Source organism: Evtepia gabavorous (genome assembly GCF_003425665.1).
Classification (GTDB): Bacteria; Bacillota; Clostridia; order Oscillospirales; family Oscillospiraceae; genus Evtepia; species Evtepia gabavorous.
Map to the genome: position 1 here is coordinate 186482 of NZ_QQRQ01000002.1, position 18189 is coordinate 204670.

Consider the following 18189-nt stretch of genomic DNA (forward strand, 5'->3'; position numbering starts at 1 on the left):
TTCCTTCGTTGTTTGGTCAGGGGAACAAGGATAAAATCTGGCGTTTCAGCATTGCTTCCTCAGGGGAGAGAGGGAGCCCTTTTTTGCGGAGCAAGCAGGGCTCCCAGAAAAAGTCCTCCCGGAGGGGGATGGCAGTGCAGTCAAACTGTGCAGTGACGGAGTTGGGGTACTGCACTGCCAGCCCCACGCAGCCTGTCTGTTGGCAGCGCCGGTATATGTTCATCATATAGCCCGTCTCGTGAAGGGTCAGGTTGGGAATGCGACGGCTGGCCAAAATCTGCCGCAGCCTGGGGGTGGCCTTGTAGTGCTGCCCCAGAAGGTACAGGTGCTGGCCAGCCAGATCATCAAAGGTGACCTGAGCGCGGCAGGCCAACGGATGGTCCTGCCGGCAGATCAGATACAGGGGATACCGGGCCAGAGGGGTGACCTCAAAGCGGGTATGGTCCACCGGCTCCACACCGATGCCCATGGAGACGCTGCCCTCCAGCACCATTTCGTCGCAGAGATCGTCATAGGTGTCAATCAGCGTGATGTTTTGCTGCTCCAGACTGGTCAAACCGTCCTGGGCGGCAAAGAGAATGCCGGAGGTAATTCCCAGACGCAGGGGTTTTCCGGCCTGTCTGCCCGCCTCAATCTCTTCCAACAGAAGCTGGTACTCCCGACAGAGGGGTTCTGCATGTTTTTTCAGAAGCTTCCCCTCTTCCGTCAGCTTGATGCCCTGGGCCCCCCGATAGAAAAGGGGAACGCCCAGTTCTGTTTCCAGACTGTGGACAAGGCGGCTGACCCCTTGCTGGCTCATGTATAACCTTCTCCCGGCTTGGGACAGGCTGTCGCAGGTGCAGATCTGCAGGAAGCAGACAAGTTTACGCAGTTCCATAATTATCACCGGGTCCATGATAGCACAGCGGCTCCCTGCAGGTAAAGACAGAGCGGGCTGAGTCGCCCCAGCATTTTTGGAAGGAGCCACCGGTTTTGATTGTGGAAGAGCGGGGGGAGAAGGGAGCCGAAGGCCTGTTGACAAAAGAGGATGGATAACGTATTCTGAATGGACAACAAAGAAAGCGTGATTTGGGCTTTCAGAGAAAAAGGAGAAACGCATGATGGAAAACAATGCACCCGGCAGGGGAAAATTGAAGGTGACAGGCATTATCTATACCGTTCTGGGTGCCCTGTCCATTTTGGGGTCCTTGCTTATTTTGGGGGCCGGCGGCCTGCTGCTTGCCAGTGATAACGATGTGGGTCTGGTCCTGGGGGCCGCGGCCGGCGTGTTCAGCGTCCTCGGCGCGGTCAGTGGGGTGTTCTACCTGGTGATCGGCATCCTGGGCATCCGAAACTGCGGCCGGCCGGAGAACTGCGGGGCCAACTTTGTGCTTGGGGTGATTGTGCTGGTGCTGGTGGTGATCGGGCTGGTGGTCAATGTGGCCGTGTCCGGCCCCACCGGTGCGGCGTACAGTGTGGTGGGACTGGTGCTGTCCATCCTCTACCTCCAGGGCGCCAAGCAGAATCGGGACGCATGGAAAGCGGCCCAATCATGAAACCGTTGCATGGAAAACCGTGTGCCCGGCTTGGGACACGGTTTTTCTTTCCCCGGGGAGAGGCGTTGATTTTTTGGGGAAAGGTTGGTACAATACTTTAGTATGCGATGCTGCTGATTCAGCGGGGCAGTACCCCGCGGCAAAGGATGTGACGGGATGAAACTGCTGGTGATTGACGGGAATTCCATTGTGAACCGGGCCTTTTTTGGAATGCACCCCCTGAACAACAGGGAGGGGTTTCCCACCCATGCCATTTTTGGATTTTTGAATATCCTGCGGCGGATGGAGGAAGAAGTGGACCCTGACGGGGTGTGTGTGACCTTTGACCGGAAGGAGCCCACCTTCCGGCACCTGGCCTACGCAGACTACAAGGCCCAGCGGAAGGGAATGCCCGAGGAGCTGGCGGTGCAGATGCCGGTGCTGAAAGAGGTGCTGGATGCCATGAACATCCCCTGCTATGAGCTGGCCGGCTGGGAGGCGGATGACCTGATCGGCACCATCTCCCGCCGGTGCGAGGCCGCTGGTTGGGACTGCCGGGTGGCCACGGGGGACAAGGACTCCCTGCAGTTGGTCACGGACCATACCTACGTGGAACTGGTTACCACCCGCATGGGAAAGACCACCACCCAGGAGATGGACCCCGGCGCGTTTCGGGCGGCCTACGGCTTTGCCCCGGCCCAGATGGTGGACCTGAAGGCCCTGATGGGAGATTCCTCGGACAACGTCCCCGGGGTTCCGGGGGTGGGGGAGAAAACCGCTCTGACCCTGCTCCATGAAAACGGCACCCTAACAGAGATATATGCCCGTCTGGAGGCGGGCACCCTGGAGGCCAAGCCCGGGGTGAAAAAGAAGCTGGAGGCGGGCAAGCAGAGCGCCTTTCAGTCCTACGACCTGTGCACCATCCGCTGCGATGCGCCCCTGGATTTTGTCCCCGAACAGGCGCTGCGCCGGCCGGCGAACAGGGGGCTGCTGCGGGAGCTCTTTCTCCGCCTGGGTTTTCAGAAGCTGATGGAGCAGATGGGGCTGGACCAGGAAGAGGCCGTGCAGGGTTCCCAGGCGGCGGTCCGCCAGGCGGAGACCGTGGAGCAGGTGACCGAGGAGGCCCGCTGGCGGGACCTGCTGGCCCAGTGGCGGGGACAGACGGTGGCGGTGCTGACGCTGCCGGACCTGTCCGCTCTGGTGGTGTGCTGGGACCAGGGGGAACAGGCGGCGCTGTTTCGGGAGGAGACCCTGCCTACGTACGGTTCTTTTTTGCGGGAATTCTTCTGCCCGGAGATTGTTAAGCTGGGCTACCATATAAAAGATGTGATGAGCCGGGGGCTGGACCGGGGGTGGCAGGCCCAGGGCTTTGTGTTTGACGGGGCCATCGCGGCCTATCTCCTGGCCCCCACCGACGGAAGCTATGAGCTGGACAAGTTGGGCGCCCAGTATTTCCAGAAAACCTTACCCCCTGCCAAGGAATATCTGGGGGCGAAGGTCTGGAAGGACGCGGCGGGGGCCCAGGCGGCCGGGCAGGTCATGGCCAGCCATGCCGCCCTGCTGTTTGCCCTGTATGCGCTGCTTCCGGAGAAGCTGGCGGCGTTTGGACTGACGAAGGTGTATGAGGACATTGAGCTCCCCCTGTGTCCGGTGCTGGCGGAGATGGAGCAGGCGGGGATGCTGGTGGACGAGCAGGCCCTGGCCCAGTTTGGGGCGGGGCTCACCGCCGGCATTGCCGCCCTCCAGGAGGAGATTTGGGCCCAGGCGGGGGAGGAATTTAATCTGAACTCCACCCAGCAGCTGGGCCGGGTTCTCTTTGAGCAGCTGGGCTTGCCCCCGGTGAAAAAGACCAAGACAGGGTACTCCACCAGCGCCGAGGTGCTGGAGAAACTCCGCCCCCATCACCCCATTATCGACTTGATTCTGGAGTACCGCCAACTGACCAAGCTCAACTCCACCTATGTGGAAGGGCTGTCCAAGGTCATTGCCGGGGACGGGCGGATTCACACCTGCTTTCAAAACACCGTCACCGCCACCGGACGGCTGTCCTCCACGGAACCCAACCTCCAGAACATCCCTGTGCGCACCGAGCTGGGGGCGCAGATTCGGAAGATGTTCATTGCCCGGCCGGGATGGGTTTTGGTGGATGCGGATTACTCCCAGATTGAGCTCCGCCTCCTGGCCCACATGGCGGGGGATGAGAAGATGATTGAGAGCTTCCGCTCCGGGGAGGATATCCACGCCCGCACGGCCTCTCAGGTCTTTGGTCTGCCGGTGGAGGAGATCACTGGGGAGCTACGCCGCCGGGCCAAGGCGGTGAACTTTGGCATCGTCTATGGGATCTCCGGGTTCTCCCTGGCCCAGGACATCGGGGTGAGCCGCCAGGAGGCCAGCGACTATATGGAAAAGTATCTGGAGACCTTCTCCGGGGTGCGGGCCTATATGGACCGGGTCAAGGAGCAGGCCAAGAAGGCTGGTTACGTGGCCACCCTCCTGGGCCGCCGCCGGTGGCTGCCGGAGCTGAAGTCCTCCAACTACAATCTGCGGTCCTTTGGGGAGCGGGTGGCCCTGAACATGCCCATCCAGGGGACGGCGGCGGATGTGATGAAGCTGGCCATGATCCGGGTGGCTGCCCGGCTGAAGGCGGAGGGCCTGCGGGCCCGGCTGGTTCTCCAGGTCCACGACGAACTGATTGTGGAGTGTCCCCAGGAGGAGACAGAGCAAGTGAAGGCCCTGCTGACCCAGGAAATGGAGGGGGCCGGCCAATTTTCCGTCCCCCTGGTGGCTGAGGCTGGCGCGGGCCACAGCTGGGCCCAGGCCAAGGGCTGAGCCGAGGAAGGAACACCGGTCCTCTCCCAAGTGTGGGGGAGGCGAAGATTGGGAGGAAACGATACGATGGAATATCAGCTGGTCCCGATGGACCGTTCCCATCTGTCCGGGGTGGCGGAGCTGGAGCGCCTGTGCTTCTCTACACCCTGGAATGAGACCATGTTGGAGGAAGAGCTCTTCAACCCCACGGCTTCGTTCATTGTGGCCGAGGGGGCGGAGGGGGAGGTGTTGGGATACGCCGGCCTCCATGTGGTGCTGGATGAGGGATATATTGACAATGTGGCGGTGCGTCCATCCTGCCGCCGGCAGGGGATTGGAGACCGGCTGCTGGATGTGTTTTGCCGCTTTGGGCAGGCCCACCTGGCCTTTCTGACCTTGGAGGTCCGGCCCTCCAACCAGGCGGCGGTGGCCCTGTATTGCAAGCATGGCTTTCAGGAGGCGGGACGGCGAAAGGACTATTACCAAGATCCCACAGAGGACGCCCTTTTGCTGACCCGGACGTTCGTCCGATGACCCTGCGGGATTTGACCCTGCAGGAGCTCCACCACCTCCACCGGCATGAGCTGCGGGAGGCCTTTCCGCCGGAGGAATTGAAGCCCTTTGCCGCCATGAAAAAGCTCTACCGGGCCGGGGTCTATCACCCCGTGGGGGCCTGGGAGGGGGAGACGCTGGTGGGATACGCCCTGCTGTGGGAGGCCCCCCAGAGAAAGTATGTCCTGATTGACTACTTGGGGGTGACCGCCGCCCGCCGGAACGGCGGCCTGGGGGCGGAGCTCCTCCGGCTGCTGCGGGAGAAGTTTCGGTCTTGGGATGGGATCATCGTGGAGTCCGAGGCCCCGGAAGGGGGCCAAAGTGATGGCATACGCCAGCGGCGCATGAACTTTTACCGCCGGAATGGCTATACCTTTTTGCGGTATGACTGCATGCTCTTCGGCGTGCATTACCGGGTGTGCCTGTGCTCCCCCAACGGAAAGGGGAGCGAGGAGGCGACCATGGCGGCCCACCAGGCGCTGTACGGCAGTCAGTTTCCCGGGTGGGCCTACCGGCGGTTTATTCAGATCCCCCGGGACCCGGATGCCCCCCTCCAGCCCAAGGAGTCCTGGGCGGAGCAGAGGGGGCTGCCGGGGCTGGAAGAGGATGAGAAAGGACGAGAGCAATGATTATTTTGGCAGTGGAATCCTCCTGTGATGAGACCGCGGTGGCCCTGGTGCGGGACGGTCGGACCGTGCTGGCCGACTGCATCGCCTCCTCGGTGGAGATGCACCGGATCTATGGCGGGGTGGTGCCGGAGATTGCCTCCCGGAAGCACATTGAGGTGATTGCCCAGCTGGCGGACCAGGCCCTGGAGCAGGCGGGGCTGAGCCGGGGAGACATCGACGCGGTGGCGGTGACCTACGCCCCGGGCCTCATTGGCGCGGTGCTGGTGGGGGTGAGCTTTGCCAAGTCGGTGGCCTATGCCCTGGGGGTTCCCCTCATCCCGGTGCACCATGTGCGGGGACACATCGCAGCCAATTACCTGGCCCACCCCGACCTGGAGCCCCCCTTTGTCTGCCTGTGCGTGTCTGGGGGCACCTCTCTGCTGGTGGATGTGAAAGGGTACACGGAGATGGAAATTTTAGGCGCCACCCGGGACGATGCAGCGGGGGAGTGCTTTGACAAAATCGCCCGGGTGATGGGCCTGGGCTACCCCGGCGGAGCCCCCTTGGACCGGGCGGCCCAGGGAGGCAATGACAAGGCCTTTTCCTTGCCACGGGTGCACATACAGGACGCCCCCCTGGACATGTCCTTTTCCGGTCTAAAGACCGCCATGCTGAACCTGATCCACAATGCCCAGCAAAAAGGGGAGGAACTGCCTGTGGCGGATTTGGCGGCCTCCTTTTCCGCCGCAGTGAGTGAGGAGCTGGTTCCCCGGACCATGGCCGCAGCCCAGGCGAAGGGCTACGGCAAGGTGGCGGTGGTGGGCGGCGTGGCCGCCAACTCCCGTATCCGCCGGGATTTGGAGCAGGCCTGCCAGGCTGCGGGCTGTACCCTGTATCTCCCGCCGTTGAAGCTCTGCGGGGACAACGGCAGCATGATTGGCAGCCAGGGCTATTATGAATATCTGGCGGGGACCCGGGCCGGCACGGACTTAAACGCCTATGCCAACCGAGAAATTTCCCGGCCTTATGGGACGGGGACAGCCCCGGTTTTCCCCAGCCCTGTGGAAAAGTCGGTGGAAAGTGTGCATAACTCTTTGTAGAATTTTTTGCCGTTTTCAGAAAAAGAAGGGGCGGAATCCTTGGAAAATGGGGATTCCGCCCTGGTATACAACTGGTATAGCAAAAAGGGGTTGACGAAAGGGGACTTCTGTGATAAAATAATTTCTACCATTTGCTACTGTAGCGTAGTTGGTAGCGCAATTGATTCGTAATCAATAGGTCGCCGGTTCGAGTCCGGCCAGTAGCTCCAAGAGCGGTGCGTTCAGATAGAACGCACCGCTTTTTGTGTGGGGCTCCATGGACTGGGACGTTACCCTTGACAACGCTGCTGGCTGTGGACTATAATAAAAGAACAATTGAATGGGGAGCTGGCGCATGCCGGCTGAGAAAGGGCGTAATGCCGCCCTGACCCAGGAACCTGATCCGGATAATGCCGGCGTAGGAACCCCTCAGAAGGACCCTTCCAGGCATGGTGCTTGGGGGGCTTTTTTTGTGGCTTCCTCACCAACCAACAGGAGGAATGAAGGAATGCGTAATCGAAAACTGCAAATGCTTTGTGAAGGGGCCATTTTGGTGGCTCTGGCCCAGATTCTCAGTATGCTCAAGCTGTGGGAGATGCCCTGGGGCGGGTCCATCACTTTGGGGATGCTGCCCATTTTTCTCTTTGCCGTGCGCTGGGGGACCCGTTGGGGGCTGGTGGCGGGCTTTGCCTACGGCCTGCTTCAGGTGATGTTTGACGGGGGCTTTGCCATCAGCTGGCAGTCCATTCTGGGGGATTACCTGGTGGCCTTTACCGTGCTGGGCCTGGCGGGCCTGGGAAGAGGCAGGGAAAAGGGGATTTTCCTGGGGACGGTCCTGGGGGGCGCGGCCCGGTTTGTGGTCCACTGGGTGGTGGGCGCCACGGTCTGGGCCATGTACATGCCCGATGCCTTTTTTGGAATGACCATGACCTCTCCCTGGCTGTACTCCCTGCTGTACAACGGCTTTTACATGCTCATCGACACCCTGCTGTGCCTGGTGATCTTTGCCCTCCTCTTCCGGCCCATGCATCAGTATCTCACGGGCGCGGACTTGCGGAAAACAACGGAATAATAAGAAGAAACCGCCTGCGGAGCCTTCCGCAGGCGGTTTCTTGCAGGGAGAGACGCCTTCTGTTACAGGTCTCCGTTGGCGGGGAAAGGCTGCCGGGTGGCGGGATGCCGGTGCCGGTACTGAGAGGGGGTGAGTCCCATCTGCTTTCGAAAGCGTTTGCCGAAGTAGCTGGCGTCGCCAAAGCCGCAGGCCTCCGCCACCTGGGCCACCGGGAGATCAGAGGTGAGCAGCAGGTGCAGGGCGTACTCCAGCCGGCGCTGGGTGAGGTATTCCATGGGAGACAGGCCCAGGACCCGGCGGAAGCAGCTCAGGCAGGTGTTCCGGCTGACGCTGGCCGCCTGGGCCACTTGGTCCAGGGTGAGCTTTTCCCGAAAGTGGGTCTGGAGGAAGGCGATCATCTGCTTGGCCCGGACCTGGTCCGTGCGCTGGGCGGCGGTGAGGTCGTGGCGGGGAAGCTGCTGAGCGTGCTCGGCGATGGCCTGCCACACCTGGCACATCAGGCGGTGGATGTGCAGCTCATAGGCCCCCGTCTCCGTCTGGCTCAGGGCGTAGGACTGGCGGAGCAGGTCCAGCATTTGCCGCTGCCAGGGGACCTGAGGGGAGAGGCACAGGCTGCGGAGCCCCTGGCTGCCCAGGAAGGGGGCCACGTATTTTTGGTAAATGACGCTCTGAGGCGGCGCCAGGAAGGCGGCGTCCATGATGACCGAGAACATCTCCGCGTCCGGGGTGTGGGAGGCGGGCTGGGCCATGTGGAGGATGTTGGCGTTTTTGAAGATGCCCTGGCCGGCGGTGAGGGTGTGGTGCTCGTTTTCCACGTAGTACTCCATGGTGCCCCGGGTGATGACGTTGAACTCCAGCTCCGGATGCCAGTGCCAGTGGATGCCGGCCCGGTCAAACTGGTCCATGATGTCCAGGTAAAACCGAATGGGGTATTCCGGCGCCCCCCGGAGCTCCAGGGCCATCAGGGTGTGGTCCGTCAGGATTTCCGTGACTTGCATAGCGGTCTCCTTTGTGAAAAAGTACCAGAATATTGGGAAATTATCCGATGTGATTTTTCCAAATGGATGCTATGATACTATCACAGAACCCCCCGGCCCGCAAGGAAAATCATCTGGGGGAGGAAAGGGAGGCCTGCGGCATGGGAAGCCTGCATTTTGAAATCGGAAAAAAGTTCACCCTCACCAAGACCTTTGCCGAGAGTGATGTGTACCTCTTTGCCGGGATCATTGGAGATTTGTTCCCCGCCCATGTGAACGAGGAGTACTGCAAACGGATGCCCTATGGGACCCGCCTGGTCCACGGCTGCCTCACCTTCAGCCTGTGCTCCACCGTCAGCGGCATGGCGGGGGTGGACAGCGGCCATGACATTCTGGCCATGGGATATGACCAGGTGAAATTCCTGAAGCCCGTCTTTTTCGGGGACACCATCACCGCCACCTATTGGATCACCGAGGTCAACGAGGCCCGCCGGAAAACCACCGGCCAGTGCGTCATGACCAACCAGCGAGGGGAGACGGTGCTCACCTGCCTGCACTACATGAAGGTCATTGATCCGGTGGAGGAGGGGAAGGGACCATGAACAAGTGGCAGAAGGCCTATCTCCGGGGCGCGTATCGGGGCAAGTCTCCCGGGGCCCTCTACCGAGAGCGCCTGGGCACGGTCCAGGATGCCCTGGACTGGATCGACGACGGGGACTGCCTGACCTGGTCCACCCACGGCAGTGAGCCCAAGGTGTTCCTGGAACACCTGCACACCATCGCCCCCCGGCTGGAGAAGGGGATTGACTGCTGGAACACCATCAGCCGGTACGACTACCCTGTGACCCGGGACCCGGCGCTGGCGGGGCGCTTTCGCCACCATACCTTTTTCTTTGACCGGTGGTCCGTGGCCGCCCGGGGGAGCGGGCTGTACTCCTATTTCCCGGTGAACCAGCACAACTATGGGCAGGAGGTCCGGCGGTGCCTGCCCCCCAACGTCTTTGTGGCCCAGGTCTCCCCCATGGACCGGCACGGCTATGTCCACCTGAGCTGCGACCTGATTATGACCTTGGAGCACGTCTACCGGGCGGACAAGATTATTTTTGAGGTCAATGCCCGGGCCCCTATGGTCTGGGGGGAGAGTGCCCTGCCGATCTCTATGGCGGATGTGGTGTATGAGGTGGATGAGCCCATCTTCCAGCTCCAGGACCCGCCCATCGGGGAGAGGGAGGAGACCATTGCCGGCTATGTCTCCGACCTGATGAGGGACGGGGACTGTATCCAGCTGGGATTCGGGGGCATCCCCAACGCCATTGGCTTTCACCTGATGGAGAAGCATGATCTGGGCATCCACACAGAGCAGATCGGCACTGCCATGGCCCACCTGATGGCCTGCGGGGCGGTGACCAACCGGTGTAAAACCATCGACCGGGGCATTACGGTGGGTTCTTTTATCTCCGGGGACCATTTCCTCTATGATTTTGTGGACCAGCATCCCCGCCTGACGGTCCGTCGCAGCCGGTACACCAATGACCCCTATGTGATCGCCCGGAACGACAATGTGGTTTCGGTGAACGCCTCCCTGCAGATTGACCTCACCGGCCAGGTGTGCGCCGAGTCCATCGGCCCCTACCAGCACTCAGGCACCGGGGGGGCCACGGACTTTGCCTGGGGGGCCTACCATGCCAAGGGCGGCCGGGCCATCCTGGCCCAGACGGCCACCACCAAGCAGGGGACCCTCTCCCGGATCGTCCCCACCCTGGACCCGGGGGCCATTGTCTCCGTTTCCCGCAATTTAACCGATCTGGTGGTCACGGAGTACGGCGTGGCCAAGCTCCGCCAGCGCACAGTGCGCCAGCGGGTGGAAAACCTCATCGCCGTGGCCCACCCGGATTTCCGGGCAGAGCTGCGGCGGCAGGCCAACCGGCTGCTGTATTTCTGATGTCCGCCGGCCGGGAGGGAAAAACGTACCTGAAAGGAAAACAGCAGCCATCCGGCATGAGCCGGACGGCTGCTGTCGTGTTTTGTGGGTTTCTCAGGCCAGGAGGGTCTCCAGCCGGGCGCGGATGAGCTTCATGAGTTTGCCGTTCTCCGGCATCTCTTTGAGCTCCTTGGGGTCGCACAGGCTGGCCAGGTCCTCGGAGAGGTAGCCCTCCTCGAACACGTCCAGGCCGGCCTGCCCCAGGCAGTCGGCGTAGCGGACCAGGGCGGCGTTGCCATCCAACTCACCCCGCTTTTTCAGGGCGCCGGCCCAGGCGGCGATGGTGGCCAGGGGGTTGGAGGACAGGGCCTCTCCCTTCTGGTGCCGGCGGTAATGGTCGGTGATGGTGCCGTGGGCGGCCTCATACTCGAAGTTGCCGTCAGGGCTCACCAGCACACTGGTCATCATGGGCAGGGAGCCGGAGGCGGCGGCGATGAGGTCGCTCATCACGTCGCCGTCGTAGTTCTTGCAGGCCCAGATCATTCCCCCCTCGGACCGGATGACCTTGGCGGCCACGTCGTCGATGAGGGCGTAACGGTAGTGAAGGCCCGCGGCCTGGAACTTGTCCTGGAACTCCTCCTCATAGACCTTCTGGAACAGGAGCTTGAAGGTCTGGTCGTAGTCCTTGGAGATGGTATCCTTGGAGGAGAACCACACGTCCTGGCCCACCTCCAGGGCATAGGTGAAGCAGCACCGGGCGAAGGAGAGGATGGAGTCGTCCCGGTTGTGCATCCCCTGGAGGACGCCGGGGCCTTTGAAGTCAAAGATGGTCTGACGGGAGAGCTCCTTGCCGCCCTCGTCGGTGAAGACCATCTCCGCCTTGCCAGGGCCGGGGACCCGATACTCCACGGCCTTGTAGATGTCGCCGTAGGCGTGGCGGGCGATGGTAATGGGCTTTTTCCAGCAGGAGACCACAGGCTTCACCTTAGAGATGAGGATGGGGGCACGAAAGACCGTGCCGTCCAGGGCCGCCCGGATGGTGGCGTTGGGGGACTTCCACATCTTTTTCAGGTGATACTCCTCCATCCGCTGAAGGTTGGGGGTGATGGTGGCGCATTTCACCCCCACGTGCCAGTGTTTGATGGCCTCGGCCGCCTGGACGGTGACCTGGTCGTCGGTGGCGTCCCGGTTGGGCAGACACAGATCGTAATATTCGGTGTTCAGGTCCACAAAGGGGAGGATGAGCTCCTCCTTGATCATGGCCCAGAGAATCCGGGTCATCTCGTCCCCATCAATCTCCACGATGGGGTTTTGCATCTTGATTTTCTCCATGGCTTCCTCCTCAGCCCTGGTTCTGGGCGGCGTAGTGGTTCATCAGGCAGCCGGTGAGCAGGAGCTCCCGTTCCTCCCCGGTGGTATTCTTCAAATAGAGGGTGAGGGGGGTGACGGTGCCGCCGGAGAGGGCCAGGGCGGGGAAGGTATCATCCCCCGCCAGCACCTTGGCCTTTACATCGGGGACATAGATAAAGTCCCCGGGCTGGCAGGTGAACGCGTCTCCCTCGGCCAGGGTGAAGGGGAGCATGCCCCAGTTGACGCAGTTGGAGCGGTACCGCTTGGTGGCAAACTCATAGCAGATGTTGGCGCAGCCCCCCAGCACCCGCTGGCAGGAGGCGGCCTGTTCCCGGGCCGAGCCGTCGCCGGGCTTGTTGGCAAAGATCACCGAGCCGATCTGGAAAGCGGCGGGGGCCAGCGATCCCTGTCCCAGCTTCTCCAGGGCTTCCTGGACCTGGGCGGGCAGGGAACCGGCCTGCCGGGCGGTCTCCAGAGCCTGGGTGTCCAGGGCGCGGGGGACGTAGTCAGGGTCCCGGCGGGACAGGGCGAAGGAGGCCAGCTTCATGGGGTTGGACCGGTAGGAGGAGGTCTCCCCGGAGGGGATGAGCTCGTCGGTGGTGGTCACCGGGTCCCGGAGGACGGAGGCCACCTGCATGAGCAGGTTGTCCGCCAGAGCCGGGATGGGGGGCCATTCCGCGATGTTGGGGCCGAACTTCAGCGCTGCCTCAGGCTGGGGGTGGCCGAAGCCGAAGTAGACCCGGCGGTCATACACCTGGGTGTCAAAGGTCCGCTTGCCCTGCTTGGGCGGGACGTAGTCCGCTTCTGTGGCGGGGGTGAGCACCCCGTGGTTCCGGGCGGTGGCGGCAATGGACCGGGCGTCCATGAGGACCACCCCGGACAGCTGGCCATCGCCGGGCTTGGAGCCCTCCCGATTGGGGAAGTTCCGGGTGGTGTGGCGGATGGACAGGCCGTTGTTGGCGGGTACGTCCCCGGCGCCGAAACAGGGGCCGCAGAAGCAGGGCTTGAAGAGAGCCCCCGCCTGGAGCAGGGACTGCTGTACCCCGTTCTGGATGAGCTCCAGGTTCACCGGCACGGAGGGGGGATAGATGGACAGGGAGAAGTAGCCGCTGCCCACGTCGTGGCCGTCCAAAATGGCGGCGGCCTCAGCGATGTTGTCGTACATCCCCCCGGCACAGCCGGCGATGATCCCCTGGTCCACCACGACCTTGCCGTCCACCAGCTTGTCGGTGAGGGAGAGGTTGACCTTGCCCCCGAACTGCTCGGCGGCCCGCTTTTCCACCTCCCGGAAGATGTCGCCGGGGTTGGCCATGAGCTCCCGGATGGGATAGGCCTCGGCGGGGTGGAAGGGGAGGGCGGCCATGGGCTCCACCTTGGACAGATCAATGGTGATCATGCTGTCATAATAGGCGCCCTCCTGGGGATGGAGGGCCTCATAGGCCTCGGGCCGGCCGTGGATGGCCAGGTACTCCTCCACCGCGCCGTCGGTTTCCCAGATGGAGGACAGGCAGGCGGTTTCGGTGGTCATCACGTCGATGCCGATGCGGTAGTCCATGGGCAGGCCCGCGATGCCGGGGCCGGCGAACTCCAGGACCTTGTTCTTCACAAAGCCGTTTTTATACACGGCGCCGCAGAGGGCGATGGCCACGTCGTGGGGGCCCACCCCCTGGGCGGGGGAGCCGGTGAGGTAGACCAGCACCACCTGGGGGGAGGCGATGTCATAGGTGTTTTTCAGCAGCTGCTTGACGATCTCCGGGCCGCCCTCGCCCACCCCCATGGTGCCGATGGCGCCGTAGCGGGTGTGGCTGTCGGACCCCAGGATCATCCGCCCGCAGCCGGACATCATCTCCCGGGCGTACTGGTGGATGACCGCCTGGTTGGCGGGGACGAAGTTGCCGCCATACTTGATGGCGGCGGACAGGCCGAAGACATGGTCGTCCTCGTTGATGGTGCCCCCCACGGCGCACAGGCTGTTGTGGCAGTTGGTCATCACGTAGGGGACGGGGAACTCCTTCAGGCCGCTGGCCTTGGCGGTCTGGATGATGCCCACGTAGGTGATGTCGTGGGAGATGAGGCTGTCAAACTTCAGGTGGAGCTGACCGGCCTCCTCCCGCTGGTTGTGGCGGCGGAAAATCTGATAGGCCATGGTCTTCTCCCGGTCAGCGGGAGAGGCCACGGAGGCGGGGACCGGGGTCCCCTTCTGCCAGCGGACGCCGGCGGACTGTAATGTAATCATATCGTATCGACACCCTTCCTGGGAAAGTATTCTGGGCCCCATATTGCCAGGTTTTTTATATTAATATGGGTACATACAAGTATAGCACAATCCGACCGGGAAGCAAAGGAAAAAGAATCAACTTTTGAACTTCTTGCAGGGTGAACTAAAATGCAGGGAAAAGTGCGAAATATCGAGCAAATTTTCCAAAAGAAATGACGGGAAGGAATTTTTTCTTGCATGAGAGGGGCGGGCGCGGTATAATAAACAGAACAAAGGCAGCCAGAAAACCAAAGAGAAAACCCAGGAAAAACTGGGAAATTGACACCGCCGAGGAAAGGGGAACCATGCTATGGAGAAGAATGGGACCGGGATCCTGGAACAATACACAGGTTCCCTGAGCCACCGCATTGAACAGGAATACCACATCGGGGAAGAGCTCTACCGAGGGGACATCAAGCGGGGCCTGAGAAACAGCGACGGAACCGGCGTGCCCATCGGCGTCACCCGGGTGGGTTCGGTGCTGGGGTACATGATTGAGGACGGTGTCCGCATTCCGGTACCCGGCCAGCTGTATTACCGGGGCATTGAGCTCAATGAGATCGTGGAGGCCCACCGGCAGGCGGGGACCTTTGGCTTTGAAGAGGTGGCCTATCTGCTGCTCATGGGCTATCTGCCCTCCCGGGGGGAACTGGACCGTTTCAATGAGATCATGAACCGGGCGCGGAAGCTGCCCAACGGCTTCACCGAGGACATGATTATGAAAAATCCCAGCCGGAATATCATGAACAAGCTGGCCCGGAGCGTGCTGTCCCTCTACTCCTATGATGAAAACCCGGACGACACCTCCTTGGACAATATCCTGCTCCAGTCGGTGAAGCTGGTGGGGGCCTTCCCCAGCATCGTGGCCAACGCCTACTCGGTGAAGCGCCATTACTTTGAAGGGGGCTCTCTCCACATCCACTTCCCCATGGAGGGGCTGTCCACGGCGGAGAACTTTCTGCGGATGATCCGCCCCAACACCAAGTACACGGAGGAAGAGGCCCACCTGCTGGACATGATGCTCATGGTCCACGCAGAGCACGGCGGCGGCAACAACTCCACCTTTGTCTGCCGGGCCCTGTCCTCCAGCGGGACGGATACTTACAGCGCCATCGCCGGGGCGGTGGGGTCCCTGAAGGGTCCTCTCCACGGCGGCGCCAACGCCAAGGTCATGGAGATGTTCCGGTATGTCAAAGAGAATGTGAACCCCAAGGACGACGGCTCCATCCGGGATTACCTGGCCAAGCTCCTGAATAAGGAGGCGGGGGACCACTCCGGCAAGATCTACGGCCTGGGCCACGCGGTCTACACCATCTCCGACCCCCGGGCGGTGCTGCTGAAAAAGTACGCCAAGCACATGGCGGAGATCAAGGGCTACGCTGAGGACTTCCAGCTGCTGGAGAAGATTGAGGAGATGGGCATTCCCATGATCCAGGCCAAGACGGGCTCGGAGATTCCCATGTGTGCCAATGTGGATATGTACTCCGGCCTGGTCTACACCATGCTGGGCATCCCTGAGGATGTGTTTACCCCCCTCTTCGCCTCCGCCCGGATTGCCGGCTGGTGCGCCAACCGGATTGAAGAGGTGGTCACCTGTCATCGGATCATGCGTCCGGCGTACCGGGCGGTGATCAAGCGGGCCCACTATGATCCCATTGAGGCACGGCCCTCCCATTACAACTTCCAGCTTTGAGACCCAGACAGAGAGCGCGGACCGGTGTCCGCGCTCTTTTTTTGCGGAAAAAGAGCGAATCTGCCGGTTTAGAAACTATAAAACTTAAAAAAATTAAAAAATGTGTCAAAAAAGGACAGGCTCAGACGTTTATATAATAAAGGGCGTTTTTCTGTGGGACAATCCCGGAGGAAACATAAGATTTTCTTAAGACTTTTTTCACATCCTCTCAATAGACCTTGGATAAAATGGGAAGAACACAGGGCTGATCGGGAAGGGTGGGAAAGCGAAGGGGGGCTTTTTCTGTGAAAGAATGGATTGCTGTGGCGGTTCTGCTCTATTCGGTTCCGCTGTTTGCGCTGCTGCTGACGTGGAAAAAGCCGCTGTGGCAGGCCCTGCGGGGCATTGTGCTCAGCGAGGTGCTGGGCATCCTCTGCTTCTTCCCCCTCTATGCCCTGGTGGGGATGCTGAGCTGGCAGTGGTTCCGCTGGGGCGGCGTCAGCCTGCAGGAAATTCTCTCCTTCTGGAAGGGCGGCGGCGCCACGGCGGCCCTGTGGATTGGCCCCGGGGTGGGGGAGACCGCGCTGGTCCTGCTGCTGCGCTGGGTGGTGGAGACCGTCCGGCAGAGGCTGGCCCTGCCGGGGGAGAAAAGCGTGCCATGACAGAGGAAGTACCCAAAGGAGAGGAGGCCTCATGGAGCTGAGACAGACAATCCGAACAGGCATCCGGAACATCAGGCGGGCCTGGTGGGAACCGGGACTGATGCTGGCGCTTTCCGCCCTGCTGGTGGCGGCGGCCTGGCTATGGATTCCGGCCCCCCTGGTGGAGAACCCGGTGCAGACGGAGCTGCTGTATATCCAAGTGGACAGCGGGACCCATGGCATGGTCCGCTGGAAGCCCAAAACCATGGTGGAGCGGCAGACGGCCCGGGCCATTGTGGACCACATGGCCACCCTCCATAAGAAAAACACCCTCTGCCCGGCCCATAAGGCCCTGGAGGGCCGGCCCAATATGTACATCCACTTTCGGACGGAGGACAGCTACCAGGTGGTGGCGCTCCAGGTGGGCGGCGGCCAGCGCAGGGGGGTCAGCTATCCCCGGGATGGCGGCGGCCTGGCCCTGGCGGCGCAGGTGCTCCAGCCTCAGGACCTGGAGGCGTACGTTCTGGCGCAGATCCATGGGGCTCTGTCCGGCGAGAGCCTGTGAACGGCGCGGACCAGCTCGGGAAGGCTGGAGAATGCTGGTATCTATTGACGGATGTTGGAAAGATTGGTATGCTAAGAGCGTGAGAGAAACGGATGGATGATTGACGAGAATCGTTTGAGGAGGAACTATGATGAAACGGAAATTACTTGCCCTGTCCCTAACATTGGTCCTGGCCCTGGCCTTATGCGCCTGCGGCGGAAGCGGCGGCGGAACCCTGGCCGGCGGAACCTGGACCCAGCAGGAAGTGGAGCTGAGCGACCTGCAGAGCTATGGCGCGGAGGACCTGAAAGGCCCCATCCCCGAGGACTGGACGCTGCCCGAGGACTTCACCGTGGGGGACAACACCCGGGTGGAGATCAACGGGGACAAAATTCTCTATGGAGAGCGGGAAGGCGAATATCTGGACGGCTTTACCGTGGCCACCTATGCCGACGGTGCGCTGAGCACCATCTATGAGTTCAAAAGCGGCCTGGTGACCAGCTGGCAGCAGTTCTTCAGCCCCGATGGCAGCAAGCTGGTGGTGGCCTGGATTCCCAGCGCCGATTCCACTGACTGGAACGTCACCTTAGTGGACCTGGCCACCAGGGAGGAGTCCAAACTGGAGCTGCCGGAGATGTCCATTCAGACCGCGGGCCAGGAGGGAGAGAAGGACGCAGCCAAGGCGCCGGAGCTGGTGATGGTCAAGTGGAAGGACGACAACAACCTGATTGTCACCGGCAGCCTGAAAAACTTTGACGACAGCACCAAGCCGGTGAGCTATCTGTACACCCTGCCCGCTGGGGAGTAATTCCCGCCGCTTTCCCCACGGCCCTCAGCAGAACTGTGGGCGGGAGAACAGGAGGAACAGTGTGTTCTGTTTGTCCTGCGGGGAAACCCCATGGCAGTCAGAAGCGGGCCGCATGGCAGTACCCTTTGACGGAATCAACCTGAAAGAAAGTATTTTGCATCCCCCTGGGCCGGCATAACGCCGGCCCAGGGGGATGCTGTGTGTAGGCGGCTGTTTTTGGTGGGGACAGGCAAGGTCGGGGAGGCTGGCGCATAGGCATAGAAACACGACACACTGGGGAGGAGGAAGTCAGATGGAGGACTGGGAGCAGGAGCGAGCCCCCCGGAAAATCAGTCTTCGGGAGAAGACCTCCCGCCTGCTGGACCTGCCCGCTGACGGCGTGGCGG

The 18189-nt window shown here is 61.6% G+C and carries 16 protein-coding genes, 1 tRNA gene and 1 riboswitch; of the genes, 13 read left to right on the forward strand and 4 right to left on the reverse strand.

The genetic code is table 11. From position 1 onward, the window contains the following. Positions 1 to 16: 16 nt before the first annotated feature. Entirely contained in the window at positions 17 to 877 is an 861-nt protein-coding gene (locus tag DV520_RS02530) for a LysR family transcriptional regulator (protein WP_165850022.1), read from the reverse strand. A 223-nt stretch (positions 878 to 1100) separates the two neighbouring features. On the opposite strand from DV520_RS02530, the gene DV520_RS02535 reads away from it, so the two are divergent. The 7 genes from DV520_RS02535 (at position 1101) to thiT (ending at position 7633) form a co-directional block, all read left to right on the forward strand. Continuing rightward, complete coding sequence (locus tag DV520_RS02535; RefSeq protein WP_021919785.1) at positions 1101 to 1535, forward strand: hypothetical protein; 435 nt, start codon at positions 1101 to 1103, stop codon at positions 1533 to 1535. A gap of 156 nt (positions 1536 to 1691) precedes the next feature. Then, the gene (polA, locus tag DV520_RS02540; RefSeq protein WP_117141675.1) at positions 1692 to 4343 is read left to right on the forward strand and encodes a DNA polymerase I; all 2652 of its coding nucleotides are present in this window, start codon (positions 1692 to 1694) and stop codon (positions 4341 to 4343) included. 66 nt (positions 4344 to 4409) lie between these two features. Further along, positions 4410 to 4856, forward strand: coding sequence for a ribosomal protein S18-alanine N-acetyltransferase (gene rimI / locus DV520_RS02545; RefSeq protein ID WP_021919782.1), 447 nt, complete (start codon positions 4410 to 4412; stop codon positions 4854 to 4856). Further along, on the forward strand, positions 4853 to 5503 hold the full coding sequence (locus DV520_RS02550; protein WP_021919781.1) for a GNAT family N-acetyltransferase: 651 nt from the start codon (positions 4853 to 4855) through the stop codon (positions 5501 to 5503). Before rimI ends, DV520_RS02550 begins: the two co-directional genes overlap by 4 nt. Further along, entirely contained in the window at positions 5500 to 6582 is a 1083-nt protein-coding gene (gene tsaD / locus DV520_RS02555; RefSeq protein WP_021919780.1) for a tRNA (adenosine(37)-N6)-threonylcarbamoyltransferase complex transferase subunit TsaD, read from the forward strand. Before DV520_RS02550 ends, tsaD begins: the two co-directional genes overlap by 4 nt. A 133-nt stretch (positions 6583 to 6715) precedes the next feature. Continuing rightward, positions 6716 to 6791, forward strand: a tRNA-Thr gene (locus DV520_RS02560). Between the two features lie 101 nt (positions 6792 to 6892). Further along, positions 6893 to 7006: riboswitch (TPP riboswitch) on the forward strand. A gap of 63 nt (positions 7007 to 7069) precedes the next feature. Continuing rightward, positions 7070 to 7633 carry an energy-coupled thiamine transporter ThiT gene (thiT, locus tag DV520_RS02565; RefSeq protein WP_021919779.1) on the forward strand — a complete coding sequence of 188 codons (564 nt, stop codon included), beginning with the start codon at positions 7070 to 7072 and terminating at the stop codon, positions 7631 to 7633. A gap of 62 nt (positions 7634 to 7695) precedes the next feature. Here the strand turns inward: thiT and DV520_RS02570 are convergent, their stop codons facing one another. After that, positions 7696 to 8631 carry an AraC family transcriptional regulator gene (locus DV520_RS02570; protein ID WP_021919778.1) on the reverse strand — a complete coding sequence of 312 codons (936 nt, stop codon included), beginning with the start codon at positions 8629 to 8631 and terminating at the stop codon, positions 7696 to 7698. A 140-nt stretch (positions 8632 to 8771) separates the two neighbouring features. On the opposite strand from DV520_RS02570, the gene DV520_RS02575 reads away from it, so the two are divergent. Continuing rightward, a complete protein-coding gene (locus DV520_RS02575; protein WP_021919777.1) occupies positions 8772 to 9212 on the forward strand; it encodes a MaoC family dehydratase in 441 nt (146 codons plus the stop codon). Beyond that, on the forward strand, positions 9209 to 10552 hold the full coding sequence (locus tag DV520_RS02580) for an acetyl-CoA hydrolase/transferase family protein (RefSeq protein WP_117141678.1): 1344 nt from the start codon (positions 9209 to 9211) through the stop codon (positions 10550 to 10552). The genes DV520_RS02575 and DV520_RS02580 overlap by 4 nt, the downstream gene beginning before the upstream one ends. 93 nt (positions 10553 to 10645) lie before the next feature. On the opposite strand, the gene DV520_RS02585 is transcribed toward DV520_RS02580, so the two are convergent. Next, entirely contained in the window at positions 10646 to 11863 is a 1218-nt protein-coding gene (locus DV520_RS02585) for an NADP-dependent isocitrate dehydrogenase (protein WP_021919775.1), read from the reverse strand. A gap of 10 nt (positions 11864 to 11873) precedes the next feature. Further along, positions 11874 to 14117, reverse strand: a complete 2244-nt coding sequence (locus tag DV520_RS02590; RefSeq protein ID WP_117141679.1) for a hydratase — start codon at positions 14115 to 14117, stop codon at positions 11874 to 11876. A 331-nt stretch (positions 14118 to 14448) separates the two neighbouring features. On the opposite strand from DV520_RS02590, the gene DV520_RS02595 reads away from it, so the two are divergent. From DV520_RS02595 to DV520_RS02610, 4 genes are all read left to right on the forward strand, one after another. After that, positions 14449 to 15831 (forward strand): citrate synthase, encoded by a 1383-nt coding sequence (locus tag DV520_RS02595; protein ID WP_021919773.1) that lies wholly within the window; start codon positions 14449 to 14451, stop codon positions 15829 to 15831. Positions 15832 to 16115: 284 nt separating this feature from the next. Then, positions 16116 to 16472 (forward strand): hypothetical protein, encoded by a 357-nt coding sequence (locus tag DV520_RS02600; protein ID WP_021919772.1) that lies wholly within the window; start codon positions 16116 to 16118, stop codon positions 16470 to 16472. Positions 16473 to 16503: 31 nt separating this feature from the next. Beyond that, positions 16504 to 17016: a hypothetical protein gene (locus DV520_RS02605; RefSeq protein WP_117141680.1), complete on the forward strand. Its 513-nt coding sequence runs from the start codon at positions 16504 to 16506 to the stop codon at positions 17014 to 17016. Positions 17017 to 17146: 130 nt separating this feature from the next. Next, on the forward strand, positions 17147 to 17803 hold the full coding sequence (locus DV520_RS02610) for a hypothetical protein (protein WP_117141681.1): 657 nt from the start codon (positions 17147 to 17149) through the stop codon (positions 17801 to 17803). Positions 17804 to 18189: the final 386 nt, after the last annotated feature.